The sequence below is a fragment of the Streptomyces maremycinicus genome, from assembly GCF_001184025.1.
In the GTDB taxonomy this organism is placed as follows: domain Bacteria; phylum Actinomycetota; class Actinomycetes; order Streptomycetales; family Streptomycetaceae; genus Streptomyces; species Streptomyces maremycinicus.
In genome coordinates this window covers 576790-601722 of sequence record NZ_BBYG01000009.1, presented here as the reverse complement: position 1 = coordinate 601722, position 24933 = coordinate 576790, and the positions used below count along the sequence as shown (strand labels likewise).

19 protein-coding genes, 2 pseudogenes and 1 riboswitch are annotated in these 24933 nt (G+C 70.6%); of the genes and pseudogenes, 14 read left to right on the top strand and 7 right to left on the bottom strand.

Translation table 11 applies throughout. The annotated features are described in order from the left end of the window. Position 1 precedes the first annotated feature (1 nt). The 9 genes and pseudogenes from AOQ37_RS07165 (at position 2) to AOQ37_RS07125 (ending at position 9229) form a co-directional block, all read left to right on the top strand. Complete coding sequence (locus AOQ37_RS07165) at positions 2-649, top strand: alpha/beta hydrolase family protein (RefSeq protein WP_234436828.1); 648 nt, start codon at positions 2-4, stop codon at positions 647-649. Positions 650-748: 99 nt separating this feature from the next. Continuing rightward, on the top strand, positions 749-1609 hold the full coding sequence (locus AOQ37_RS07160; RefSeq protein WP_078890040.1) for a sigma-70 family RNA polymerase sigma factor: 861 nt from the start codon (positions 749-751) through the stop codon (positions 1607-1609). Further along, positions 1606-1908, top strand: coding sequence for a mycothiol system anti-sigma-R factor (gene rsrA / locus AOQ37_RS07155; RefSeq protein ID WP_062642283.1), 303 nt, complete (start codon positions 1606-1608; stop codon positions 1906-1908). The genes AOQ37_RS07160 and rsrA overlap by 4 nt, the downstream gene beginning before the upstream one ends. A gap of 120 nt (positions 1909-2028) precedes the next feature. After that, positions 2029-3335: pseudogene (locus tag AOQ37_RS07150) on the top strand (HD-GYP domain-containing protein). Continuing rightward, entirely contained in the window at positions 3332-4600 is a 1269-nt protein-coding gene (locus AOQ37_RS07145; RefSeq protein ID WP_062642281.1) for an HD-GYP domain-containing protein, read from the top strand. The pseudogene AOQ37_RS07150 and the gene AOQ37_RS07145 overlap by 4 nt, the downstream one beginning before the upstream one ends. A gap of 125 nt (positions 4601-4725) precedes the next feature. After that, entirely contained in the window at positions 4726-5706 is a 981-nt protein-coding gene (locus tag AOQ37_RS07140) for a tetratricopeptide repeat protein (RefSeq protein ID WP_062642279.1), read from the top strand. Between the two features lie 124 nt (positions 5707-5830). Further along, complete coding sequence (gene def, locus AOQ37_RS07135) at positions 5831-6481, top strand: peptide deformylase (protein ID WP_062642277.1); 651 nt, start codon at positions 5831-5833, stop codon at positions 6479-6481. Between the two features lie 283 nt (positions 6482-6764). Further along, complete coding sequence (gene cyc1 / locus AOQ37_RS07130; RefSeq protein ID WP_199824947.1) at positions 6765-7862, top strand: epi-isozizaene synthase; 1098 nt, start codon at positions 6765-6767, stop codon at positions 7860-7862. Beyond that, complete coding sequence (locus AOQ37_RS07125) at positions 7859-9229, top strand: bifunctional albaflavenone monooxygenase/terpene synthase (protein WP_062642276.1); 1371 nt, start codon at positions 7859-7861, stop codon at positions 9227-9229. Before cyc1 ends, AOQ37_RS07125 begins: the two co-directional genes overlap by 4 nt. A gap of 10 nt (positions 9230-9239) precedes the next feature. Here the strand turns inward: AOQ37_RS07125 and AOQ37_RS07120 are convergent, their stop codons facing one another. Further along, positions 9240-10208 (bottom strand): helix-turn-helix domain-containing protein, encoded by a 969-nt coding sequence (locus AOQ37_RS07120; protein WP_062642525.1) that lies wholly within the window; start codon positions 10206-10208, stop codon positions 9240-9242. Positions 10209-10301: 93 nt separating this feature from the next. Here AOQ37_RS07120 and AOQ37_RS40795 point away from each other — a divergent pair, with 93 nt between their 5' ends. Next, complete coding sequence (locus AOQ37_RS40795; protein WP_199824946.1) at positions 10302-10544, top strand: hypothetical protein; 243 nt, start codon at positions 10302-10304, stop codon at positions 10542-10544. On the opposite strand, the gene AOQ37_RS07115 is transcribed toward AOQ37_RS40795, so the two are convergent. The 3 genes and pseudogenes from AOQ37_RS07115 to AOQ37_RS42100 all read right to left on the bottom strand — a co-directional run bounded on the left by AOQ37_RS07115 (position 10457) and on the right by AOQ37_RS42100 (position 14688). After that, positions 10457-11485 (bottom strand): ribonucleotide-diphosphate reductase subunit beta, encoded by a 1029-nt coding sequence (locus AOQ37_RS07115; RefSeq protein WP_062642275.1) that lies wholly within the window; start codon positions 11483-11485, stop codon positions 10457-10459. The genes AOQ37_RS40795 and AOQ37_RS07115 overlap by 88 nt on opposite strands. Then, positions 11485-13860, bottom strand: coding sequence for a ribonucleoside-diphosphate reductase subunit alpha (locus AOQ37_RS07110; protein ID WP_062642274.1), 2376 nt, complete (start codon positions 13858-13860; stop codon positions 11485-11487). Before AOQ37_RS07110 ends, AOQ37_RS07115 begins: the two co-directional genes overlap by 1 nt. Before the next feature lie 123 nt (positions 13861-13983). Then, a riboswitch (cobalamin riboswitch) is annotated at positions 13984-14119 on the bottom strand. Positions 14120-14171: 52 nt separating this feature from the next. After that, positions 14172-14688 (bottom strand): annotated as a pseudogene (locus tag AOQ37_RS42100) (GNAT family N-acetyltransferase). 142 nt (positions 14689-14830) lie between these two features. Here AOQ37_RS42100 and AOQ37_RS07100 point away from each other — a divergent pair. Further along, positions 14831-18412, top strand: a complete 3582-nt coding sequence (locus AOQ37_RS07100) for an NACHT domain-containing protein (protein WP_062642271.1) — start codon at positions 14831-14833, stop codon at positions 18410-18412. A gap of 130 nt (positions 18413-18542) precedes the next feature. Here the strand turns inward: AOQ37_RS07100 and mctP are convergent, their stop codons facing one another. The 3 genes from mctP to AOQ37_RS07085 form a co-directional block, all read right to left on the bottom strand. Continuing rightward, the gene (gene mctP / locus AOQ37_RS07095) at positions 18543-20171 is read right to left on the bottom strand and encodes a monocarboxylate uptake permease MctP (RefSeq protein WP_062642269.1); all 1629 of its coding nucleotides are present in this window, start codon (positions 20169-20171) and stop codon (positions 18543-18545) included. Beyond that, positions 20168-20443, bottom strand: coding sequence for a DUF3311 domain-containing protein (locus AOQ37_RS07090; RefSeq protein WP_062642267.1), 276 nt, complete (start codon positions 20441-20443; stop codon positions 20168-20170). The genes mctP and AOQ37_RS07090 overlap by 4 nt, the downstream gene beginning before the upstream one ends. Before the next feature lie 102 nt (positions 20444-20545). After that, positions 20546-21310 (bottom strand): GntR family transcriptional regulator, encoded by a 765-nt coding sequence (locus tag AOQ37_RS07085; RefSeq protein WP_057603350.1) that lies wholly within the window; start codon positions 21308-21310, stop codon positions 20546-20548. 373 nt (positions 21311-21683) lie between these two features. On the opposite strand from AOQ37_RS07085, the gene AOQ37_RS07080 reads away from it, so the two are divergent. The 3 genes from AOQ37_RS07080 to AOQ37_RS07070 all read left to right on the top strand — a co-directional run bounded on the left by AOQ37_RS07080 (position 21684) and on the right by AOQ37_RS07070 (position 24933). After that, positions 21684-22964 (top strand): extracellular solute-binding protein, encoded by a 1281-nt coding sequence (locus AOQ37_RS07080; RefSeq protein ID WP_062642265.1) that lies wholly within the window; start codon positions 21684-21686, stop codon positions 22962-22964. 119 nt (positions 22965-23083) lie between these two features. Continuing rightward, on the top strand, positions 23084-24070 hold the full coding sequence (locus AOQ37_RS07075) for a carbohydrate ABC transporter permease (RefSeq protein WP_062642263.1): 987 nt from the start codon (positions 23084-23086) through the stop codon (positions 24068-24070). After that, entirely contained in the window at positions 24067-24933 is an 867-nt protein-coding gene (locus AOQ37_RS07070) for a carbohydrate ABC transporter permease (protein ID WP_062642260.1), read from the top strand. Before AOQ37_RS07075 ends, AOQ37_RS07070 begins: the two co-directional genes overlap by 4 nt.

Genomic DNA, 24933 nt, shown 5'->3' with positions numbered 1-24933 from the left:
CGTGAGAAGCGAAACAGTGGTGAGCACCGAGACGGTGGAGACCGAGGCGGGCACCGCCCGCGTCACCTGGCACCACGCCGGGAAGCCGCGGCTCGTCCTCGCGGTCGGCCACGGCGCGGGGGGCGGCATCGAGGCCCGGGACCTCCAGGCCCTCGCCGCCGTGCTGCCCGGACACGGGGTGAGCGTCGCCCTCGTGGAGCAGCCCTGGCGGGTGGCGGGCAGGAAGGTCGCGCCCGCGCCGAAGACCCTCGACGTCGGCTGGCGCGGGATCTGGCCGGCCGTCGCCGCGCCCGGGCTGCCGGTGATCTCGGGCGGACGCTCGGCCGGCGCGCGGGTGGCCTGCCGTACGGCCACCGAACTGGGGGCGCACGCCGTGCTCGCGCTCAGCTTCCCGCTGCACCCGCCGGGCCGGCCGGAGAAGTCCCGCGCCGACGAGCTGCTCGGGGCGGGCGTGCCGACCCTCGTCGTCCAGGGCGGCAACGACACCTTCGGCCGACCGGACGAGTTCCCCGCGGGCGACTACGCCCTGGTGGAGGTCCCGCACGGCGATCACGGCTTCGCCGTGCCCAAGCGGGCCGGGGTCACCCCGCAGGAGACGATGGAGGCCGTGACCGCGGGTGTCGTGGGGTGGATCGCGTCACCGGGGTGAGGTGTACGGGTGGGGAATGCGACGGGGCGGGACGCTGTTGAGGCGGACAGAAGTGCTGAACAACCGGCACCGACACCAGTGGGAGAGGAAGTCCGCCGCATGGGTTCGACCATCTGCCCGAGCCGCAGCAGCCGTACCGATCTGGACTGGACGGTGCTGCACGCGGCCAAGACCGCTCCTATTGGAGCGGCGGCAGGCGCGGGTAGTCGTCTATCCTCCGATTCGAGTGGGATCGGTTTCGGTCTCACCCGCGATCTTGAGGAGGTGGGTCCGGTCACCGGTACCGACGCAGGGACCGACAACGGCCAGGCGGAGCTGCCCGAGGGCCAGGGCGTGAGCGGGGAGACGGGCGCGGAGTCCACCGCCGAGCGCAGCGCGCGCTTCGAGCGGGACGCGCTCGAGTTCCTCGACCAGATGTATTCGGCCGCGCTGCGCATGACGCGCAATCCGGCCGACGCCGAGGACCTGGTGCAGGAGACGTACGCGAAGGCGTACGCGTCCTTCCACCAGTTCCGGGAGGGCACCAACCTCAAGGCCTGGCTGTACCGGATCCTCACGAACACGTTCATCAACTCGTACCGCAAGAAGCAGCGCGAACCCCAGCGCAGCGCGGCCGAGGAGATCGAGGACTGGCAGCTGGCGCGTGCCGAGTCGCACATGTCCACCGGTCTGCGCTCGGCGGAGTCGCAGGCGCTGGACCACCTGCCCGACTCGGACGTGAAGGCGGCGCTCCAGGCCATCCCCGAGGAGTTCCGGATCGCCGTGTATCTCGCGGACGTAGAGGGCTTTGCGTACAAGGAGATCGCGGACATCATGGGGACACCCATCGGTACGGTGATGTCCCGGCTGCACCGGGGCCGCCGTCAACTGCGCGGCATGCTCGAGGACTACGCCCGCGAGCGTGGGCTGGTCCCGGCCGGTGCCGGAGAGTCGAACGAAGCGAAAGGTTCGGGCTCATGAGCTGCGGAGATCCGCACGAGACGGACTGCGGTGAGGTCCTCGACCACCTGTACGAGTACCTCGACAGCGAGATGCCCCCGGTGGACCGGGACAAGTTCCAGCACCACTTCGAGGAGTGCTCCCCCTGCCTGGAGAAGTACGGGCTGGAGGAGGCCGTGAAGAAGCTGGTCAAGCGGTGCTGCGGAAGTGACGACGTGCCGACCGACCTGCGGGCCAAGGTCATGGGCCGGATCGACCTGATCCGCTCCGGCCAGGCCGTCCCCGACCACGACGTGACGGCGACGCGTCAGGAGACCTGAGCCGCTCCGCGGAAGCGCTGCCGTCACTCGAATGTGCTAATCCGCGGGTGATACGCCCGCGGATCCGCCCCCTGCCTCCTAGGCTCCTGAGCCCGGACAGGTACGGCTGGGGGAGGCGTCATGGAGGGCATTCCGGCGCGGGCGCGCGCGTACGCCGCCTGTGTCGCCCTCGGCGCCCTGCTCTGCACGCTCCCCGCACTGCCCGACGGGCGCACGCCCTGGTGGGCCGTCGGCCTGCTGGCCGTCCTGTACGCCGGCGGCGAGCGGATCGCCCGGCGCCGGTTCGCCGGCACCCTGCACCCCGTGCTGCTGGCCGGCGCGTTCCTGCTCGCGCCGGCCGCGGCCGCGCTCGTCCCGCTGCCCGGGGCGCTGTTCTCGCATGTCGAGCGGCGCCCCTTTCTGCTGCGGCGGGTCTGGCGGGCCGCCCACGCGTCGCTCGCCGTCTGGGCGGCCGCCCGGGTGCACAGGGCGCTCGGCGGACCGGCGGCCGTGGCCGACTCCGACCTGCCGTACGCGCTGCTGCCCGCGGGCGCGGCCGTGCTGGTGTTCTGCGCCGCGCTCGCCCTCCTCACGGCGGGATGCTGGCGCTCGCCGAGGGGCTGCCGCCGCGCCGGGTCTGCCGGGGGCTGTTCCTGCGCTCCCTGGCGCCGCTGGCCGTGCACGGGCTCGGCGGGCTGATGATGGCCGTGCTGTGGCTCAGCCCCTACGGGCCGGTGGCCGCCCTGCTCGTGCTGTTCCCGATGGCCGTGTCGTGGTGGGTGTTCGCGCAGTACCACCGTGAGCGCGCCGCCCACCAGGCGACCATCCGCGCCCTGGTGCAGGCCGTCGACATCAAGGACGGCTACACGCGCGGACACAGCGAACGCGTCGGCCAGGCCTCGGTGCTGATCGGCCGCGAACTGGGGATGGACGAGAGCCGGATCGACATGCTCCGCTTCGCCGGGATCCTGCACGACGTCGGCAAACTCGGCGTCCCCACCCGGCTGTTGCGCAAGGACGGCCCGCTGACACCGCAGGAGCGGCGGGTGATCGAGCTGCACCCCGAGTACGGCCACGAGATCACCCGCGGGATCTCCTTCCTCGGCGAGGCCCGCTCGGCGATCCTGCACCACCACGAACGCATCGACGGCACGGGCTACCCGTACGGGCTGGTGGGCAGCCAGATCCCGGAGCCGGCCCGGGTGGTCGCCGTCGCCGACGCGTTCGACGCCATGACCTCCACCCGCTCCTACTCCAGGGCCCGGCCGGTGCACGTCGCCCTGGAGGAGCTGCGCAAGTGCGCGGGCGCCCAGTTCGACCCCCGGATGGTCGCGGCGCTGGCGCACGTCATCGCCCGGGACGGCTGGCATCCGGTGGTGACCGCCGGGGAGGATCGCCCGGCCGTGCCCGCGCAGGCCGCCGACGACCGGTCCGAGGTGCGTCGATGACGGTCCGCCGCTCGCATGTCGCGCTCCACGGCGCGGCGGCGCTCCTCGGCGCCTTCTCCCTCCTCGTCACCTTGCTGACGGGCGTCGAGGACCGCCCCGTGGCGCTCGCCTTCGGCGTCCTGGTCGCCGTCGGGGAGCTGACCCGCCCGCAGAGCGGACCCCGGCTGCGGGAGGCCGCGCCGCTCGGTGCCGCCGGATCGCTGTCCTACGCGCTGGTCGGAGGGCACGCCGGGCACCCCACGCACCACGGGGTCACCCAGGTCGTGACGGTCGTGGTCGCCGCCTCGCTGCTCGGCAGCGTGCCGCAGCTGGCCCGGGGACAGGCCGTCCTCGACCACCTGGTCCGGCGGGTCCTGGCCGTCGGGTTCGCCGCCGTCTGCTTCCAGCCCCTGCACAACCGCGGGGTGTTCGACGGATGGAGCGGACCCGCCTACGCGCTGCTGCTGCTCGCGCTGCTCGTCCTGACCGTCCTGTGCGACGCCGTGGTGGCCGCGGCGCTCGCCCACTCCCGCACCGGCTGGCCGTTCACCCCGCTGCTGCGGGACGAGCTGCGGGCGGTGCCCGGGATCGGCTCCGCGGTCTGTGCGACGGGGGCGGTGATGGCGCTCGCGGTGGCCGTCGTCGGGCTGTGGGCGCTGCCGGTGTTCTCGGTGCCGCTGCTGCTCACCCAGCTGTCCCTGCGCCGGTACGCGGCCGTGCGGGCCACCTACCGGCAGACCATCGCCTCGCTGGCCCGCGCCACCGAGATCGCCGGGTACACCCCGGCCGGGCACGCCCGCCGGGTCGCCGCCCTCAGCCAGGCCGTGGGCCGCGACCTGGGGCTCCCGGAGCCCGAACTGGCCGTCCTGGAGTACGCCGCCCTCATGCACGACATCGGCCAGCTCAGCCTCGTCGACCCGGTCCCGGCCGGCGCCACGGCGGGGCTGCCGGCGGACCAGCAGCGGCGGATCGCGCTGCTCGGCGGGGCCGTCGTCCGCCAGACCGGGGCGGGCGCCCAGGTCGCCGCGGTCGTCGAGCGGCAGGCCGACCCGTACCCGGAGCAGCCGGTGGCCGCGCGCATAGTCCGGGTGGTGAACGCATACGAGGAGAAGGTCCGGGGCAGCGGTCCCGGTGGGCCTCTCGACGCCCTGGAGGAGCTGCGCCTCGGCACCGGCGGGGAGTACGCGCCCGAGGTGGTGGAGGCCCTGGCCAGGGTGCTGTGGAACGTGGGGGTGGCGCGCGGCTCCGCGGGCCGGCCGGCGGGAGGCGACGGGTGGGCTGTCTGACCTCGTCCCCGGCTGGGTAACCCATGGGTAATGAGCGGCCCTCCGGCCCCACGTGGTTGGATGCGAGGGAGAGAGTGTCCGGGGGCACTGGCCAGCCCACAGAACGGAACTGGCAGGCGGGAATCGTGAGGATCTTCGGCAAGGGACGGCACCGGCCCTCCGCCTCCTGGCGGCAGGCCACCGACCGCGCGTTCACGCTGATCGGCGACGGGCGGTACGAGGACGCGGGCGCGCTGCTGACACGTGCCGCGGATCTGGAACCCTGGCTGTCCGAGTCCTGGTTCAACCTCGCGCTGCTGCACAAGTTCCGGCACGACTGGGAGCAGGCCCGCACGGCGGGGCTGCGGGCCGTCGCCCTGCTCGACCGCGAGACCGGGGCCCCCGACTGGTGGAACGTCGGCATCGCGGCCACCGCCCTCCAGGACTGGCCGCTGGCCCGCCGCGCCTGGCAGGCGTACGGCCTGCGGGTGCCCGGCGACGCCATAGGCGCGGGCGAGCCGGTCGGCATGGAGCTGGGCAGCGCGGCCGTCCGGCTGTCGCCCGAGGGCGAGGCCGAGGTGGTGTGGGGGCGGCGGCTGGACCCGGCGCGGATGGAGGTGCTGTCCATCCCGCTGCCCTCGTCCGGGCGGCGCTGGGGCGAGGTCGTGCTGCACGACGGGGTGCCGCACGGCGAGCGGACCACCGCCACGGGCCACTCCTACCCGGTCTTCGACGAGATCGAGCTGTGGGCGCCGTCGCCCGTGCCGACCTGGGTCGTCCTGCTGGAGGCGGCCACCGAGTCGGACCGGGACGCGCTGGAGCAGCTGGCGGCCGACGCGGGCTTCGCGGCGGAGGACTGGTCGTCGTCGGTGCGGCTGCTCTGCCGGATGTGCTCGGAGTCGCGGATGCCGTCCGACGAGGGGGACGGTGAGCATCTCGACCCGCACGACCACAGCGAGCCGGGGCATCCGGGGCCGCTCGGGCACCGGACGGACGGGCAGCTGTGGGTGCCGGAGCGGGAGTGCGGGGTGGCCGCGCCGGCCTCCCTGGTCCGGGGGTTGCTGGACGGGTGGGTCGCCGACAGCCCCGATTCCAGGGACTGGCGGGACCTGGAAGAGGTCTGCTGACCGCTTTCGGTCGCCTGTTCGTCGTGGCTGGTCGCGCCGTTCCCCCCGCCCCCGAGGGGGCGCGCTGCCCGTACCCTGTATCGAGCATTCACCCCCTGTCTGTTTGAGGAAGGCATCGTCGGTCATGGCCCAGCAGGACACCGATCAGCAGCACGCGGGCGTGCTCCCCGTGGACGACGAGGGCTTCGTCATCGACACCGAGGAGGCGGAGGCGCGCGAGCTGGCATGGCGTGAGGCCGGCACCTCGCGGCCGATCACCGTCGTCGGGAACCCGGTGCTGCACAAGGAGTGCAAGGACGTCACCGAGTTCGGCGAGGAGCTGCGGCAGCTGGTCGCGGACATGTTCGCCTCGCAGCACACCGCCGAGGGCGTGGGTCTGGCCGCCAACCAGATCGGCGTGGACCTGAAGGTCTTCGTCTACGACTGCCCGGACGACGAGGGCGCCCGGCACACCGGCGTCGTGTGCAACCCGAAGCTGGTCGAACTGCCCGCCGAGAGGCGCCGGCTGGACGACAGCAACGAGGGCTGCCTGTCGGTGCCCACTGCCTACGCGCCGCTGGCCCGTCCCGACTACGCCGAGGTGACCGGGCAGGACGAGAAGGGCAACCCGATCAAGGTGCGCGGCACCGGATACTTCGCTCGGTGTTTGCAGCACGAGACCGACCACCTGTACGGGTACCTCTACATCGACCGCCTGTCCAAGCGTGAACGCAAGGACGCCCTGCGGCAGATGGCCGAGAACGAGCCCCGTTATCCCGTGGTCGCGAACGACTGAGCCCACCCGCAGCACGACGACGCCCGGCCGGGATCCCCCCGGCCGGGCGTCGTTCGTGTGTCCGACGGACGTTCGATCGCTTACGCACATCTACTGCACATCTGCTGATCCGTAACCAGTCACGTGGGGGTGGATTCTCGGCATGTTGGGGTGGTGAATGAAGCAAATCCGTTCCCAGAACGGTCAGTTGTAGTGCTGAATGGGAAGTGCGGGGATACGCAACGGCGCACGCCCGGCACGGGGGGAGGGGTGTGTGCCCACTGGCGGCTGAGAGGGGTTGTCCGTGCCAGCTTTCCCATACAGCACCACATACAGCACCACAGCGACGGTGACCGCGCCCGCGGTCCCTCCCTCGCTCTCTCTTCCGGTCATCGAGGCGGCGTTTTCCCGGCAACTGCATCCGTATTGGCCTCAGTTGCAGGAGAGGACGCGCTCCTGGCTGCTGGAAATGCGCCTGATGCCGGCGGACAAGGTCGCAGAATATGCCGACGGACTTTGCTACACCGACCTGATGGCGGGCTTCTACCTCGGCGCACCCGACGAGGTCATGCAGGCCATCGCCGACTACAGCGCGTGGTTCTTCGTCTGGGACGACCGGCACGACCGTGACGTCGTGCACGGCCGTACGTCCTCCTGGCGGCGGCTCAGGTTCCGCTTGCATGCGGCCCTGGACTCGCCCGCGGACCATCTGCGTCACCCGGATCCGCTGGTCGCCGGGCTCGCGGACAGCGTGGGCCGGCTGCACTCCTTCCTTCCCGGCACCTGGAACGCCCGGTTCGTCCGGCACTTCCACGCCGTGATCGACGCGTACGACCGTGAATTCCACAACCGAATCGAAGGGCGCGTTCCAGGGGTCGAGGAATATCTGGCGCTGCGTCGGCTCACCTTCGCACACTGGATCTGGACCGACCTGCTCGAGCCGAGCGCGGGACAAGAACTCCCGGACCCGGTGAGGAAACACCCCGCATTTCGCCGCGCGGCGCTGCTGAGTCAGGAATTCGCCGCCTGGTACAACGACCTCTGCTCGCTTCCCAAGGAAATAGCGGGCGATGAGGTACACAATCTCGGGATCAGTCTCATCACCCATCATGGGCTGACCCTCGAAGAGGCGGTGGAGGAAGTCAGGCGACGCGTCGAGGAATGCATTTCCGAGTTTCTCGTCGTCGAACAGGAAGTCCTGCTCCTCGCCGACCGGCTCGCCGACGGGACGGTCCGCGGAAATCGGCTGGGCGCCGCCGTGCGGTCCTGCCTCGGCAATATGCGGAACTGGTTCAGTTCCGTCTACTGGTTCCACCACGAGTCCGGCCGATACATGGTCGACAGCTGGGACGACCGGTCCACGCCCCCGTACGTCAACAACGAAGCGGCAGGTGAGAAATGACCGTCGAGTCGGTGAAACCCGCGACCCCCGCGTCGCCCGAACTGCGTGAGCCACCGTTGGCCGGTGGCAGGGTGCCGTTCCTCGGACACGGCTGGAAGCTGGCCCGTGACCCGCTGGCCTTCCTGGCCCGGCTCCGCGACCACGGCGACATCGTCCGCCTCAGGCTCGGCCCCAAGACGGTGTACGCCGTCACCGCGCCGGAACTCACCGGCGCCCTGGCGCTCAGCCCGGACTTCATCATCTCGGGGCCCCTGTGGGAGTCCCTGGAGAGCCTGCTCGGCAAGGAGGGCGTGGCCACGGCCAACGGCCCGCTGCACCGCCGCCAGCGGCGCACGATCCAGCCCGCGTTCCGGCTCGACGCCATCCCCGGCTACGGGCCGATCATGGAGGAGGAGGCGCACGCGCTCGTCGAGCGCTGGCGGCAGGGCGAGGTCCTCGACGTCACCGCGGAGTCCTTCCGGGTGTCCGTGCGCATCTCGGCCCGCTGCCTGATGCGCGGCAGCTATATGGACGCCCGGTCCGAGCGCATCACCTCCGCGCTCGCCACCCTGTTCGCCGGTATGTACCAGCGCATGGTGGTGCCCCTCGGTCCGCTTTATCGGGTACCGATTCCGGCCAACCGCGAATTCAACCGGGCGCTGGCCGATCTGCATCGGCTGGTGGACGAGATCATCGCCGACCGCCGCGCATCCGGTCAAAAGCCGAACGATTTGCTGACGGCTTTGCTGGAGGCGAAGGACGAGAATGGCGAACCGATCGGGGAACAGGAGATCCACGACCAGGTCATCGCGATACTCACCCCGGGCAGCGAAACAGCAGGCTCCGTGGTGATGTCCCTGCTCCATGTCCTCACCGAGCACCCCCACCTGGTGGACAAGATCCGCGAAGAGGTGAAAAGCGTCGCCGGTGACCGGCCGGTCGCATTCGGCGACGTCCGAAAGCTCCAGCACACCGCCAATGTCGTCGTCGAGACCATGCGGTTGTATCCAGCGGTGTGGATATTGACGCGGCGCGCGGTGACCGAGACCGAGCTCGGCGGCTACCGCATTCCTGCGGGCGCCGACATCGTCTACAGCCCGTACGCCGTGCAGCGCGATCCGCGGTCCTACGAGCGGCACACGGAGTTCGATCCCGACCGCTGGCTGCCCGGCCGCTCCCCGGAGGTGCCGAAGTACGCCATGACGCCGTTCGGCGTCGGCAACCGGAAGTGCCCGAGCGACCACTTCTCGATGGCGGAGCTGACACTGATCGCCGCGGTGGTGGCGTCCGCGTTCCGCTTCGAGGCGGCGCCGGGCTCCGACAACCGGACGCACATCGGCATCACGCTGCGGCCGCGACGGCTGCTGCTGCGGGCCGTACCCGGGTGAGAGCCGCGGCTCAGGCGGCGGCCTGCGGGCCGCGGAACGTGCGCCGGTAGGCGTTGGGGGAGGTACCCAGCGCCTGCACGAACTGGTGGCGCAGGGCGCCGGCCGTGCCGAAGCCGGCCCGCCAGGCGATCGCGTCCACCGTCTCGTCCGTCGCCTCCAGCAGGTGCTGTGCCAGCAGCACCCGCTGGCGCAGCAGCCAGCGGTAGGGGGTGGTACCCGTCTCCTGCTGGAAACGGCGGGCGAAGGTGCGCGGTGACATGTGGGCACGCTCGGCGAGCTGCTCCACCGTGACCTCCTCGTCGAGGTGCTGCTCCATCCACGCGAGCACCTCGCCGACGGTGTCGCACCGCGACCGGGGCAGCGGCCGCTCGATGTACTGGGCCTGCCCGCCGTCCCGGTGCGGTGGCACCACCATCCGCCGGGCGATCCGGTTGGCGACCTCGGGGCCCTGCTCCTTGCGGACCAGGTGCAGACAGGCGTCGATCCCGGCGGCCGTGCCGGCCGAGGTGATCACCGGGTCCTCGTCGACGTAGAGCACGTCCGGCTCCACGGCGGTCCGCGGGTAGCGGCGGGCCAGCACGTCCGCGTGCCGCCAGTGCGCGGCGCAGCGCCGGCCGTCGAGCAGCCCCGCGGCGCCCAGCACGAACACCCCGGAGCAGACGCTGAGGACCCGGGCGCCGCGGTCCACGGCCCGGCGCAGCGCGTCGAGCAGCTCGGGCGGGTACGCGCGGTCGATGTTCGCGTCCGCGGCCGGTACGGCGATCAGGTCGGCCTCGTCCAGCCGGTCCAGGCCGTACGGCGTGGACACGGTCAGCCCGCCGACGTGGGTGCCCAGCACCGGGCCCTCCGCCGACACCACGGCGAAGTCGTACACCGGCAGTCCCTCGTCGCTGCGGTCGAGGCCGAAGACCTCGCAGACGACGCCGAGTTCGAAAGGATGCACGCCGTCGACGAGGACGGCGGCCACGTTGTTCAGCATGCTGCCAGTGTGCACCCGAAGTGGCAGGAATTTGAAGGTGTGCGGCAGTCCTGCCACTCACGGTCAGGAGCGTTCCGCACGACACTGGTGTCCATGAACACGAACCAGATCGAAGGCCTCATCGGAATGCTCATGGTCCTCGGGATCCTCGTCCTCCTGGTCCTCCCGTCCGCGCTCGGCGTCGTGCGCGACCGGCGCGCCGACCGGCAGATCAGGGAGGCCCAGGAGGCCCGGGGCGAGAGGGAGGGTCAGAAGTCCTCGTCCAGGTCGACGGAGCCCTCCACCGCGACCTGGTACGCCGACGGACGGCGCTCGAAGAAGTTGGTCAGCTCCTGAACACCCTGGAGCTCCATGAAGGAGAAGGGGTTCTCCGAGCCGTACACCGGGGCGAACCCGAGCCGCGACAGACGCTGGTCGGCGACGCACTCGAGGTACTGCCGCATCGAGTCGGTGTTCATGCCCGGCAGCCCCTCACCGCACAGGTCGCGCCCGAACTGGAGCTCGGCCTCCACGGCCTCCCGCAGCATGGCGGTCACCTCCTCCTGGAGCCGGTCGTCGAAGAGGTCCGGCTCCTCCTTGCGGACGGTGTCCACCACCTCGAAGGCGAAGCTCATGTGCATCGTCTCGTCACGGAACACCCAGTTGGTGCCCGTGGCGAGGCCGTGCAGCAGACCCCGGCTGCGGAACCAGTAGACGTACGCGAAGGCGCCGTAGAAGAACAGGCCCTCGATGCACGCGGCGAAGCAGATCAGGTTGAGCAGGAAGCGGCGGCGGTCGGCCTTGGTCTCCAGCCGGTCCAGCTTCTCGACCTCGTTGATCCACTTGAAGCAGAACTCGGCCTTCTCGCGGATGGAGGGGATGTTCTCCACCGCGTCGAAGGCGGCCGCGCGGTCCTCCGGGTCCGGGAGGTAGGTGTCCAGGAGCGTCAGATAGAACTGGACGTGGACGGCCTCCTCGAAGAGCTGCCTCGACAGGTAGAGGCGGGCCTCGGGGGAGTTGATGTGCTTGTACAGCGTCAGCACGAGGTTGTTCGCCACGATCGAGTCGCCCGTCGCGAAGAACGCGACCAGCCGGCCGATCATGTGCTGCTCACCCTCGGACAGCTTCGCCAGGTCGGCGACGTCCGAGTGGAGGTCGACCTCCTCGACGGTCCAGGTGTTCTTGATGGCGTCCCGGTAGCGCTCGTAGAAGTCCGGGTAGCGCATCGGGCGCAGGGTCAGCTCGAAGCCGGGGTCGAGCAGGTTCTTGGGCGGTGCAGCCTTGGCTTCGCTGGTCATCACTGGCAGGCCTCGCAGGACTCGGGGTTCTCAAGGGAGCAGGCGACGGCGTCGGGCTCGGTCACCTGCTGGACGGGGAGGGTCTTCTCGGGCTGCGCCTGGGCCTGGGCCGCGCGGGCGATCCGGGTCGCCGGGCGGGAACGCAGGTAGTACGTCGTCTTCAGGCCCGACTTCCAGGCGTACGCGTACATCGAGGAGAGCTTGCCGATGGTCGGCGTCTCCAGGAACAGGTTCAGGGACTGGGCCTGGTCCAGGTACGGGGTGCGGGCGGCGGCCATGTCGATCAGGCCGCGCTGCGGGATCTCCCACGCCGTGCGGTACAGGGCGCGCACGTCCGCCGGGATCCAGGCGAAGTCCTGCACCGAGCCGCTGGACTCGCGCAGCGCCTCACGGGTGCGGGCGTCCCAGACACCGAGCTCCTTGAGGTCCCGCACCAGGTAGGAGTTGACCTGGAGGAACTCGCCGGACAGCGTCTCGCGCTTGAACAGGTTGGACACCTGCGGCTCGATGCACTCGTACACGCCCGCGATGGACGCGATGGTGGCGGTCGGCGCGATGGCGAGCAGCAGCGAGTTGCGCATGCCCGTCCTCGCGATCCGCTCGCGCAGCGCCGCCCAGCGCTCGGGCCAGGTGAACTCCACGCCGTAGTGGTCCGGGTGCAGCACGCCCCTGGCCGTACGGGTCTTCTCCCAGGCCGGCAGCGGGCCGTTGCGCTCGGCCAGGGCGGCGGAGGCCTCGTACGCGGCGAGCATGACGCGCTCGGCGATACGGGTGGACAGCGCCTTCGCCTCGGCCGAGTCGAAGGGCAGCCGCAGCTTGAAGAAGACGTCCTGGAGGCCCATCGCGCCCAGGCCGACCGGCCGCCAGCGGGCGTTGGAACGGCCCGCCTGGTCGGTCGGGTAGAAGTTGATGTCGACGACCCGGTCGAGGAAGGTGACGGCCGTGCGGACGGTGTCGTCCAGCCGCTCCCAGTCGATCGTGCCGGCCGCCGTGTCGACGAACGCGCCGAGGTTCACCGAGCCCAGGTTGCAGACCGCCGTCTCGCCGTCGTCGGTGACCTCCAGGATCTCCGTGCAGAGGTTGGAGGAGTGCACGACGTGGCCCGGCTCGGCCGTCTGGTTGGCGGTGCGGTTGGCCGCGTCCTTGAAGGTCATCCAGCCGTTGCCGGTCTGCGCGAGGGTGCGCATCATGCGGCCGTACAGGTCCCGGGCGGGGATGGTCTTCTTCGCCAGCCCCTTCGCCTCGGCCGAACGGTAGGCCGCGTCGAACTCCTCGCCCCACAGGTCGACGAGCTCGGGCACGTCGGCGGGGGAGAACAGCGACCACGGGGCGTCGGCGTTGACCCGGCGCATGAACTCGTCCGGGATCCAGTGCGCGAGGTTCAGGTTGTGCGTCCGGCGGGCGTCCTCACCGGTGTTGTCCCGCAGCTCCAGGAACTCCTCGATGTCGGAGTGCCAGGTCTCCAGGTACACCGCGGCCGCACCCTTGCGCCGGCCGCCCTGGTTCACCGCGGCGACCGAGGCGTCCAGCGTCTTCAGGAACGGCACGATGCCGTTGGAGTGCCCGTTGGTGCCGCGGATCAGCGAACCGCGGCTGCGGATCCGGGAGTACGACAGCCCGATGCCGCCCGCGTGCTTCGACAGCCGGGCCACCTGGTGGTAGCGGTCGTAGATCGAGTCCAGCTCGTCCAGCGGGGAGTCCAGCAGATAGCAGGACGACATCTGGGGGTGCCGGGTACCGGAGTTGAAGAGCGTCGGCGAGGACGGGAGGTAGTCCAGCCGGCTCATCAGCCCGTAGAGCGCGGCGACCTCGTCCACGGAACGCGGCATGTCGTCCTCGGCGAGGCCGCAGGCCACGCGCAGCAGGAAGTGCTGGGGCGTCTCGACGACCTTGCGGGTGATCGGGTGCCGCAGCAGATAGCGGCTGTGCAGGGTACGGAGCCCGAAGTAACCGAAGCGGTCGTCGGCGTGCTCGTCGATCAGCGCGTCGAGGCGGGCCGCGTGGATCCGCACGAACTCGGCGGTGCGGTCGGCGATCAGGCCCTCGCGGTGGCCGACGGCCACCGAGCCGGTGAACGAGGTGACGCCCTGGGAGGCGGCCTCCGCGGCGATGCCGATCGTCAGCAGCCGGGCGGCCAGCTTCGAGTAGGCGGGGTCCTCGGAGATCAGGCCCGCGGCCCCCTCCGTGGCCAGCTCGCGCAGCTCCGCCTCGTCGGCCCGGGCGGACCGGCCGCGCAGGGCGGCGGCGGCGACCCGGCCGGGGTCGGCGTCGGGCAGGTCGGCGGTCAGCTCGGTCAGGGTCCGCAGCAACGCGGTACCGGGACCGTCGGTCTCCAGCTCGGTGGCGGAAACCGGCTCGGCTGGCGCGATGGTCACGTGGGGCTCTCCCTCGCTCGGCGGTGGGCCTTGCGCAGGGCAGGGGGCGGCACACGAGCGCGCGGGGCGTCGCGTCCACCGGCCCACTCCACGAGACCCGGACGTCAGGGCACCCGGACCGGACGGCCGGGCACGCTGTCGGCAGGACCTCGGACTGAACAGGCGTGCGCATACGGGTATGGACGCACGCAAGTACACCGTTGCGGGACAGTTCCGGATTCGCACCGGATTCCCCTGCGGCGACAGCGAGCACGAGCATACATCTTGTGCTCACCCGTCACGCCACCCCCAGATGTTGTGTCGGGGTGGTTTCAGAGCGTCAGTTGACAGGCCATCGGAGTGAGATCGCTCCGGTCCGGCGGGGGATTCCGGTCCAGCACTGGTGTGCGGACGGAACCCGGACGTTCGTGGATGCGGTGGGCCGCGCACATCACGCGCCGGATCGACGGGAAGACAGCGGTGCGGCCCTTGGCGGCCCGGGCACGGCGGGGCAGGGCGCGGACGAGGGCCTCGCCCGCGCCCCGGCCGCGGGCGAGGCCCGTCGACCGCCGGCACGCGGATCTCGTCCTCGCCGCGGACCGCGATCCCGGACATCGGGCCGGCGCCGGGGACGAAGGTGACACCGCCGAGGAGACGGCCGTCCTCCACGGCCACCGGCACCTCGGCGGCGGCCGCGCGCCCGGCCATGCCGCGCGATGCGCGCGGACACCGGTCGCGCTCGCCGAAGTCGAGGAGGCCGCCGTCGGGGCGGGCGCGGGCCGCCGTGTCGCCGTGTCGCCGAGGGCGTGTATCCGGGCCCGGCGCGGCCTGCCGTGTCACGAGGTCCACGGCCCCGTGTGTGCCGCACGCCCGGGTTGCGGAGCGTGCCGGGAGTGATTCCATGGAAGAAGGCGTCGGCGCCGTACGAACTCTCCGCTCCGCGAGTCTCCGTCCCGGGAACCGCTTATCCGGAACGCGCAAGGAGAACGCCATGACGAGGGTCGTCCGCCATCCCCCCGGCAAGGAGCGACCGCGCGACGCGCCGATGGCCACACTGGTCTTCCGACGGGCGGGGCACCGGGTCGGACACGGACTCCTCGGCCGCTGGCACTCCCTGACGATCCGTCTGGAGGCCCGCCGCGGTGTCACCCGACCCAAGAAGTGGCGCCGGTGTGTCTCCTACGCCAACGTCACCAGGGCGATCTGGCTGGTCGCCGTCCTGGCACTGCTCGCCTGGGTCGGGGAGGGCCTGTACATCGTCATCACGCAGGAGACGACCAGGTTCGAGCAGTGGCGGCAGGGCAACATCGGGTTCGACACCGTCTTCAAGTTCCTCGGCCCCGTCCTCGCCGCCTCGATCGCCGCCACGCTCTTCTTGTTCTGGTGGTACCGCTGGACCAAACGGCGTTACCTCACCAAGGCACTGCGGGATCCGCGCCGGCTGGTGCCCACCGCCGGGTACGACACCGCCGAGATCGTCGGCCGCGAGGACATCGCCCAGGTCCTCGCCGAGCGGCTGCGCGAACGCGACACCCGGCGGCCCTATCTGCTCGTCGGCGGCGTCGGAGCGGGGAAGACCGCCGTCCTCGTACGGCTCACCGAACTGCTGGCCCGTCAGCACGCCGTACCGGTGCCGGTCAGACTGCGGGACGCGGCGGACGGCTCCGACCTGAACTTCGAACGCCTGGCGAGGCAGCGCTTCGCCCAGGAGGCGCCCAAGGGCATCCTGGCGCGCAGCAAGACCGACCGGGTGTGGCAGCAACTCCTCGCCGACGACAAGCCGGTCGTCCTCGCCGACGGCCTGGAGGAGGCCCTGCTCGACGACGGCGACGGCCGGCAGCACAACCGGGACAACGTCATCCGCCGGGCCATCGAGCGCGCCCACGAGGAGAAGCTGCCCCTGGTCATCGCCTCCCGGCCGCACAGCCCGCTGGAGGCCACCTCCGCAGCGATCGTGGTGCTGGAACCGCTCAGCGAGGAGGAGGCGCTGCGCTTCATCGAGGCGGACGTACCGGAGACCGACGAACGCCGGGTGGACTGGATCGTGGAGACGGCGGAGGTGACCGAGTCGCCGATCTACCTCCAGATCGCCCGCGAACTCCACCGGCGGGGAATCCTGGAGCACGACCGTCCGGACGACGATCCGCGGCACATGAACACCCGCAGCCGCGACCGCGCCACCCTGCGCCTGTGGCTGCTGGAGACCTGGGCCGAGGCGCTGTGCGAGGGCCGGCTGCGCGAGGACGTGGCGCTGACCCCGCAGGAGCGCCGTGACACGCTCGAAGTGGTCTCGGCCCTGGCCTGTGTCGGACTGCTCCAGGACAAGCTGGAGGTCGGCTTCGCGGAGCTCCTCGACCCGGACGTCCTGCACCCCGGTCCGGGGCGGCGGGCACGGGCACGGGCCGAGCACGCGTGGGCCGGCCACGGCTTCGACCGGTACGGCAGACGCGGGACCACTCTCTCCGACTGGCACCGGCGCCGGATCTGGGACGCGCTGTGCGAGCGGCTCGGCGAGGCGGAGAGCAGGCGGCTGCGCGAGGGCAACATGGACCAGTGCCATGCCGTCCTCGCCCGCTTCGCGGCCCGCGCGGGCAAGCTCAGACTGGTGGAGGGCTTCGAGCACCGGGTCCGCTTCCCGCACAGCATCATCCAGGCCTACTTCGGATGCCGTCTGCTGAACCACCTCGGGGAGCGCGGCGCCGGGGACCTGGCCGAGCAGGCGCTCCAGCCGCCCGGCCCCAGCCGCGAACTGCTCATCGCCCTCGTCCTGTTGTCCCGCCACAGGGCGGCGCACGACCCGTCCCGGGGACACGGCGTGCGGGCCGAGCTGCGCAAGGAGATCGCGGAACTGCTGCGGCAGACACCTGTGCGGGGACGCCCGCTCGCCCACCGGCTGTGCGCCGCCGCGGGCCGCCGCACCGACGACCCCAAGGCCCTGGACCTGTACGCGGCCGCCCTGGAGATCGAGAGCGCCGAGGACGACCCGGGCGAGCTGAGCGCGATCGTCACCGCGGTGCGGGAGCACTGGGCCGGGATCAAGGGGGACCGGCGCACCCTGCGGGACGCCAAGCGCAGAGTGCTCAGACAACTGGGCGCCGCCCTGCGGAAGGTCTCCGACCGGATCGACACCACCCCGCTGTACTGGGAGTTCTTCCGGCTGGGGATCCAGGAACCCTCCTACTCCATCCGCCTGGTGGTCGCCCAGGAGTTCGGCGCGGGCGGCAACGCGGCGTTCGCCGTCATCCGCGAGCGGGTCGGCCTGAACAGCGACCCCGTGAACGAGTACAACGACCGGCTGGACGAACTCAGAGCCTGGAAGAGGCGGGAGTACGAGGCGTGGTCCGCGCGGATGGGGCAGGCGCACGCGGACCGTATGGCACAAGGGGGCGCCTCGGCCGAGGACATCGGGCGGCTCCAGGAGGAGCGCAGGGAACTGAACCGGCGCTACCGGGAGCGCCGGGTCGCTCTCTTCCGGGAGTTCGTGATGCGGGCCTGGATGCTCCCGATGCTCCTGGGCTCCGTCGACGAGGCCCATCGCGACGAGGCCCGGGAACGCCTCACCAAGTGGCTGCGTCACCTCGACCCGGAGTTCACCGGCGGCGCCCCCGATCTGCCGCTCGCCCTGGAGGCCGCGCTGGCCCAGGGCTTCAAGTACGCGGCCAACCGGCGCCATCGGCACCCGCGCACCCACCTGGGAGGCCGCACCGACCTGATCCGTCAGGCGGAGACCGTGCTCCGCCAGTCACGCTGCTGGTACGCGCAGCTCAGCCTGCTCCAGGCCCTGTGCCTGTGGGAACTCCCGGACGCCGGCGGCGGCCGGTCCGACGGGCACCAGCCGGTCCAGCGGTTCGGCGGGGCCACCGCCGTGGAGACGGTGAAGCGGTGGCTGGCGATGGCCGGCACGGTGAACGCGGCGCCGGGCCGGCCGGACGGCGAACCGGCCCGGCGGTGCCTGCATCCGTTCGTAGCCGAGGCCGGCGACCTGGTCGCCCTCGCCCTGGAGACCGGGCAGCCCGAGCGGTTCCTGTGGATCGACGAGAAGGGCGTCGCCGACAACATCGGCGCCCGCGCGGGGAGCACGGGGGTGTACCGCAAGCACAGCCTGTGGATTCCCCCGTCGGTCGGCTGGAGCACCCTCGACCCGCGCGCCCAGCGTCTCGTCGCCGACGTGCTCGTGATGCTGAACCTCATCGAACGGGACGGGCACCCGGACGAGGTCGAGGAGCGCCTGGCCCGCGTGGAGCAGCCCGGGATGTCGTTGCCGCCGTGCATCCGCACGGACCGGGAGCCACTGCGGCCCGGACTGCGCATCGGCACGTCCACCCCGCCCGCACCGGGCTCGACCTGTCTGCCCGGCTGCAAGTTCCAGCTGTGCCCCTACCCTCCCCGGGGCGGCCTGCCCCGGGGAGAGATCCGCGAGCCGTTCTGCCGTCAGCAGCAGGCCCTGCTGCCCGGCGGCGTCCGGCGCCGGCTGCCCCGGGGGCTGCGCAGGAAGACCCCGCGCTGGGTCGGCATGCGGGTGCGCGAACTGGACCGCTTCTGGGCCACGATGGCCAGACGGACGCGGGACTAGACCCGTCCCGCACCCGTCCCGCGCCCGGTCCCGCCCCGATGGCCCGCGCGCCCCGATGGCCCGCGCGGCCCGGTGATCCGCGCGGCCCGGTGATCCGCGCGGCCCGGTGATCCGCGCGTTCGGACGGGCGCTAGTGGCCCGCGCCCGCCGTCGCCGGGGGCAGTTCCACCGCGACGCCGGGGTCGCCCGCGTCCGCCGTGTAGTCCGACGGCTTCGTCTCGTCGATGCCGTCGGGGGCCTTGGCCGCCCTCAGGACGAAGGTCAGCACCACCGTGACGACGATGTTGATCACGAACGCGGTGAGACCGATGTAGCCGATCTCGCCGATGCCCGGGATCTCCTTCGACGAGCCGCCGAAGTGCGCCTGGGTCGGGGACGCGACGCCGTACGCGGCGACCGTGCCGTAGACCATGCCGACCGCCCAGCCGGCGAGCAGCGCCCAACGGTGGAACCAGCGGGTGAACAGGCCGCCGACCAGGGCCGGGAACGTCTGGAGGATCCAGATGCCGCCCAGCAGCTGGAAGTTGATGGCCACCGTCTTGTCCATGGTGAGGACGAAGACCAGGGCGCCCACCTTCACCAGCAGCGAGACCAGCTTGGAGACCCTCGTCTCCTGCGCGGGCGTCGCGTCCGGTTTGATGAAGTCCTTGTAGATGTTTCGGGTGAAGAGATTCGCGGCCGCGATCGACATGATGGCCGCGGGCACGAGCGCGCCGATGCCGATCGCCGCGAACGCCACACCCGCGAACCAGGACGGGAACATGTCCTCGAACAGCTGCGGGATCGCCAGCTGGCCGTTGGTGACCTTGACCCCGGCCGCGATCGCCATGAAGCCCAGCAGCGCCAGCAGACCCAGCATCAGCGAGTACAGCGGCAGGATCGTGGTGTTGCGGCGGATCACCTCACGGCTGCGGGACGACAGCGTCGCGGTGATCGAGTGCGGGTACATGAACAGCGCCAGCGCCGAGCCCAGGGCCAGCGTGGCGTACGTCCACTGGCCGGGTTCCGCCGGTGCCAGCGCGCCGCGCGGCTTGCCCGTCGCCGGGTTGGTCTGGCTGAACGCCTCGCCCGCCTTGGCGAAGATGTCGTCGAACCCGCCGAGCTTGATCGGGATGTAGATGATCGCCACCGCGATGACGATGTAGATCAGCGTGTCCTTCACGAACGCGATCAGCGCGGGCGCCCGCAGACCCGAGGAGTAGGTGTAGGCCGCCAGCACGCCGAAGGCGATCAGCAGCGGCAGGTCCTTCACGAACCAGTTGGTGTCCTCGCCGCCGCCGACGCCCATCACGTCGAGCACCGCCTGGATACCGACCAGTTGGAGCGCGATGTACGGCATCGTCGCCAGGATGCCGGTGACGGCGACCGCCAGCGACAGGCCCTTCGAGCCGAACCGGCCGCGCACGAAGTCCGAGGTCGTCACATAGCCGTGCTTGTGCGACACCGACCACAGGCGGGGCAGGAACGTGAAGATCAGCGGGTACACCAGGATCGTGTACGGCACCGCGAAGAAGCCGGCCGCGCCCGCCGCGTAGATCGCCGCGGGTACGGCGACGAACGTGTACGCGGTGTACAGGTCGCCGCCGAGCAGGAACCAGGTGACCCAGGTGCCGAAGGAGCGGCCGCCCAGGCCCCATTCGTCGAGGCTGTGCTCGTTCTCGGCCTTGCGCCAGCGCGCGGCCAGGAAGCCCATGACCGTGACGGCCAGGAAGAAGAAGATGAAGACGGCGAGCGCGACGCCGTTCACGCCGTCCTTCACTCCGACGCACCGCCCTTCGCGGAAGCGGACGAGGAGCCGGCGCGGCCGCGCTGGTCACGCTGCCACAGCTTGTACGCGGTCACGGTGAGCACGGCGGAGAGCGGCACCCACAGCATCTGGTACCAGTAGAAGAAGGGGATCCCTATGAACGCCGGATCGACCTTCGCGTACGAACCCACCCACAGCATCGCCACGAAGGGCGCGATCAGACAGAGGCCGATGGCGACGCGCGCAGGCGTCACCACCGGTTCCCTCGTTCGTTCGTCGGACATCGGCGGCTCCCGTCCCCTCACTCTGATCGCCTTGATTACAGGTGTAATGCGCAGGCAATGTAAGTGACGGATAAGCCGAGCGGAAGACCCTCCACAGACCCTCTACTCGGTGGGCCTCTTCAGTCGTGCCACGAACTTGTACCGGTCGCCCCGGTACACCGACCGCACCCACTCCACCGGCCGGCCCTCCTGGTCCAGCGAGTGGCGGGAGAGCATCAGCATCGGCAGACCCACGTCGGTGCCCAGCAGGCCCGCCTCGCGCGGGGTGGCCAGCGAGGTCTCGATGGTCTCCTCGGCCTCGGCGAGCCGGACGTCGTAGACCTCGGCGAGGGCGGTGTACAGCGAGGTGTACTTGACCAGCGAGCGGCGCAGGGCCGGGAAGCGCTTGGCCGACAGATGGGTCGTCTCGATGGCCATCGGTTCGCCGTTGGCCATGCGCAGGCGCTCGATGCGCAGCACCCGGACGCCCGCCGTTATGTCGAGGAGGCCGGCGAGCCGGTCGTCGGCGGTGATGTAGCCGATGTCCAGGAGCTGCGAGGTCGGCTCGAGGCCCTGGGCGCGCATGTCCTCGGTGTACGAGGTGAGTTGGAGTGCCTGGGACACCTTCGGCTTGGCCACGAAGGTGCCCTTGCCCTGGATCCGCTCGAGGCGGCCCTCGACGACGAGTTCCTGGAGGGCCTGGCGGACGGTCGTGCGCGAGGTGTCGAACTCGGCCGCCAGCGTGCGCTCCGGCGGGACCGGGGTGCCCGGGGACTGGGTTTCCGTGATGTCCAGCAGGTGTTTCTTCAGGCGGTAGTACTTGGGCACACGCGCGGTACGGACGGTCGCCCCACCCTCGTTCTCCGCACTGCTGACGTCGGTGCTCATGGCCTGCCTTCCCGGCTGCGGGGTGCCGAAATGGCCGACACGCCGTCGGCCGCGGCTCACATCGTGGCACGGACGCGGGAATGCTGCTCCACCGTTCCGTGATCCCTCTGTATACCGTCGCAACCTTTGCTGGTCTAGTCCACCAGGGCAAATGGTCTACCGGAGCGAGGCCCTCCGGCGTTCGGGTTTTCGAGGGCTTCTTACTTAAAGGTTCCTGCATATGTAGGTCCCATAACGGCTGTTCGGAGGGGGTTCGGCCACCCTTGACAGGCTTATTGGTCTGAGCCAAGCTCTGCGCACTGGTCTACACCATTGGTCCAGATCGAGGTCCCGGCCCGTGGGCGGGGGGTGTGGCATCCCTGAGGAGGATGGCGTGAAGCGCAAGCTGATAGCCGCGATCGGTATCGCGGGCATGATGGTCTCCATCGCGGCGTGCGGGGACGACAGTGGCAGCGGGGACTCGAAGGGCACCGAAGCCAAGGAGCTGACGGTCTGGCTCACCGTCGACGCGCAGAACAACTGGCCCGAGCTCGTGAAGGCCGCCGACGCGGCGGTGCAGAAGGCGCACCCCGGCGTCAAGATCAACCACGAGTACTACGGCTGGCCGGACAAGAACGCCAAGCTCGACGCCGTTCTCGCCACCGACAAGGCCCCCGACGTCGTCGAGATGGGCAACACCGAGATGCTCGGTTACATGGTCAAGGGTGCCTTCGCCCCCCTCGACACCGCCAAGTTCGACAACTCCTCCGCCTGGCTCGACGGCCTCAAGGCCTCGGTGACCTACGACGGCAAGACCTACGGCGTGCCGTACTACGCGGGCGGCCGGGTCGCCAACTGGCGCAAGGACCTCTTCGCCTCGGCGGGCGTCAAGACCACGCCGAAGACGTACGCCGAGCTGACCGCCGCCCTGGACAAGGTCCAGAAGAAGGAGGGCGACAAGTTCTCCGCCTGGTACCAGCCCTCCCGTGACTGGTACGCGGCCATGTCCTTCGTGTACGACGCCGGCGGCTCGATCGCCAAGGAGGACGGCGGCCAGTGGAAGGCCAACCTGTCCTCGCCCGAGTCGCTCAAGGGCCTCAACGAGTTCAAGAACGTCCTCGACAAGTACATGCACGGCGACAAGACCAAGGACGAGTCCGACCGTTACATCGTCTACGGTCAGGGCAAGTCCGGCATGATCTTCGCCCCCGCCTGGGAGGGCGCGACCGCCGCGGCGAAGGAGAACGACAAGACCGGCAAGCTCGCCAACAACGTCGAGAACTTCGTGATGCCCGGCCCGTCCGGCAAGAACCTGCCCGTCTTCCTGGGCGGCTCCGACCTCGCCGTCCCGGTGAAGTCGGACGCGCAGGCCCTCGCCGCCGAGTGGATCAACGCCTTCACCGGCCCGTCCGGCCAGAAGGGTCTGATCGCCAAGGGCAACCTGCCCAACAACAAGACCGACCTCGCGACCCTCAAGAGCGACCCGGCCACCGCGGTCCCGGCCACCGCGGCCGAGTCCAACTGGTTCGTCCCGATGGCTCCGGGCTGGGGCCAGGTCGAGAAGGCCCAGGTGCTCCAGACCATGCTCCAGAGCATCGGCACCGGCAAGAAGACGGTCGAGGCCGCCGCGAAGGACGCGGACGCCGCGATCGACAAGGTCATCAACAACAAGTGACCTGAGGGCAGGGCCCCGTCGACCCCGGAGAGCTTCATCGGGGCGGGGCCCTGCCTCCCGTACGACCCGTACGGGGCTTCGCCTTCGTACGACCCGAGGGACCGCTGAGGAGCGCGCGGATGAGTGCCGCAGACACGACCACTGCCAAAGTGCCGCCGACGCGGCAGTCACCGCCACCACCACCCGTGGTGCCAAGACCACGCGGCGGCCGGAGGTCCGGCGGGGCCGCGACCCCCTGGCTGCTCCTCGCCCCCTGCCTGCTTGTGCTCGCCCTGGTGATGGGCTATCCGCTGGTCCGGCTGGTCACCCTCTCCTTCCAGAAGTTCGGGCAGTCCCAGCTGTGGGGCTTCCAGCCGGCCGAGTCCGTCGGCATCGACAACTTCACGGGTGTGCTGGAGGACGGCGAGTTCTGGCAGGTCGTCCTCCGCACGATCGTCTTCGCGGCCGGCTGCGTGATCCTCACGATGGTCATCGGCATGCTGATCGCGCTGCTCCTCCAGCGGGTCTCCGGCTGGGTGAAGACCCTCGTCAACATCGCGCTCGTGGCCAGCTGGGGAATGCCGGTCATCGTCGCCACCACCGTCTTCAAGTGGCTGTTCGACGCCGACTACGGCATCCTCAACGCGGTCCTGAGCAGGCTGCCGGGCGTCGAACTGATCGGCCACAACTGGTTCGCCAGCGGACCGCAGGGGCTGGCGGTCATCATGCTCCTGGTCGTCTGGGGCGCCGTGCCCTTCGTGGTCATCACCCTCAGCGCCGGCCTGACCCAGGTCCCGGCCGAACTGGAGGAGGCCGCCCGCCTCGACGGCGCGGGCGCCTGGGGCGTCTTCCGGTACGTCACCCTGCCCATCCTCAAGCCGATCATCGTGATGCTCACGACCCTGTCGGTCATCTGGGACATGGGCGTCTTCCCCCAGGTCTTCGTCATGCGCAACGGACACCCGGAAGCCGAGTTCCAGATCCTGACGACCTACTCCTACGACCGGGCCTTCGTCGTCAACGACTACGGCCAGGGCTCGGCGATCGCCCTGATCACCGTGCTGCTGCTGCTCGGGGTGGTCGCCGTCTACATGCGCCAGATGCTGAAGATCGGAGAGGTCGAATGAGCGCCGTTGCCTCCGAGGCGAGCCGGGCGGGCAGCCGCTCCGGGCGCCGCAGGTCGAAGTCCGGCTGGAACCTCCTCGGCCTGCTCGTCTTCGCCGTCGCGGGCTTCCCCGTCTACTGGATGCTGAACACCGCGTTCAAGCCGGCGAAGGACGCCATCGACCCGGACCCGAGCGTGCTGCCGACCGGACTCACCCTCGACAACTTCAGCCGCGCGCTGCACATCGCCGACTTCTGGGGTCCGGTGGGCCGCAGCCTGCTCGTCTCCCTGGCGGTCGTCGCGATCGGCGTCGTCGTCGGCATGCTGGCCGCCCTGGCCATCTCCCGGTTCGCCTTCCGCGGCCGCAAGGTCGTGATCGTGGGCATCCTGGCCGTCCAGATGGTCCCGCTCGTCGCCATGATCATCCCGGTCTTCCTGCTCCTGAACGACCTGAACCAGTACGACAAGCTGTCGGGCCTGATCATCACGTATCTGACCTTCATCCTCCCCTTCACGGTGTGGACGCTGCGCGGCTTCATCGTCAACATCCCGAAGGAGCTGGAGGAGGCCGCGATGGTCGACGGCTGCTCCCGCACCGGGGCCTTCGTCCGGGTGGTCTTCCCCCTGCTGGCCCCGGGCATGGTCGCCACCTCGGTCTACGCCTTCATCCAGGCATGGAACGAGTACCTCTACGCCCTGATGCTGCTCAGCCAGAAGAACCAGACGGCCACCGTCTGGCTCAGCAACTTCTCCACCAAGCACGGCACCGAGTACGCCCCGATGATGGCCGGCGCCACCATGATGGCCCTACCGATCGTCGCCCTGTTCCTCCTCGTCCAGCGCAAGATGGCCGCGGGGCTGACCGCGGGCGCCGTGAAGGGATAA

What these genes read in the sequence shown, in the direction of transcription:
- AOQ37_RS07115 (WP_062642275.1), bottom strand. Translation starts at nt 11,485, where the DNA reads ATGACCAGCGAAGCCAAGGCTGCACCGCCCAAGAACCTGCTCGACCCC.
- def (WP_062642277.1), top strand. Translation starts at nt 5,831, where the DNA reads ATGGCCCAGCAGGACACCGATCAGCAGCACGCGGGCGTGCTCCCCGTG.
- AOQ37_RS07085 (WP_057603350.1), bottom strand. Translation starts at nt 21,310, where the DNA reads ATGAGCACCGACGTCAGCAGTGCGGAGAACGAGGGTGGGGCGACCGTC.
- AOQ37_RS07145 (WP_062642281.1), top strand. Translation starts at nt 3,332, where the DNA reads ATGACGGTCCGCCGCTCGCATGTCGCGCTCCACGGCGCGGCGGCGCTC.
- rsrA (WP_062642283.1), top strand. Translation starts at nt 1,606, where the DNA reads ATGAGCTGCGGAGATCCGCACGAGACGGACTGCGGTGAGGTCCTCGAC.
- AOQ37_RS07075 (WP_062642263.1), top strand. Translation starts at nt 23,084, where the DNA reads ATGAGTGCCGCAGACACGACCACTGCCAAAGTGCCGCCGACGCGGCAG.
- AOQ37_RS40795 (WP_199824946.1), top strand. Translation starts at nt 10,302, where the DNA reads ATGAACACGAACCAGATCGAAGGCCTCATCGGAATGCTCATGGTCCTC.
- AOQ37_RS07100 (WP_062642271.1), top strand. Translation starts at nt 14,831, where the DNA reads ATGACGAGGGTCGTCCGCCATCCCCCCGGCAAGGAGCGACCGCGCGAC.
- AOQ37_RS07160 (WP_078890040.1), top strand. Translation starts at nt 749, where the DNA reads ATGGGTTCGACCATCTGCCCGAGCCGCAGCAGCCGTACCGATCTGGAC.
- AOQ37_RS07125 (WP_062642276.1), top strand. Translation starts at nt 7,859, where the DNA reads ATGACCGTCGAGTCGGTGAAACCCGCGACCCCCGCGTCGCCCGAACTG.
- AOQ37_RS07090 (WP_062642267.1), bottom strand. Translation starts at nt 20,443, where the DNA reads ATGTCCGACGAACGAACGAGGGAACCGGTGGTGACGCCTGCGCGCGTC.
- AOQ37_RS07120 (WP_062642525.1), bottom strand. Translation starts at nt 10,208, where the DNA reads ATGCTGAACAACGTGGCCGCCGTCCTCGTCGACGGCGTGCATCCTTTC.
- AOQ37_RS07070 (WP_062642260.1), top strand. Translation starts at nt 24,067, where the DNA reads ATGAGCGCCGTTGCCTCCGAGGCGAGCCGGGCGGGCAGCCGCTCCGGG.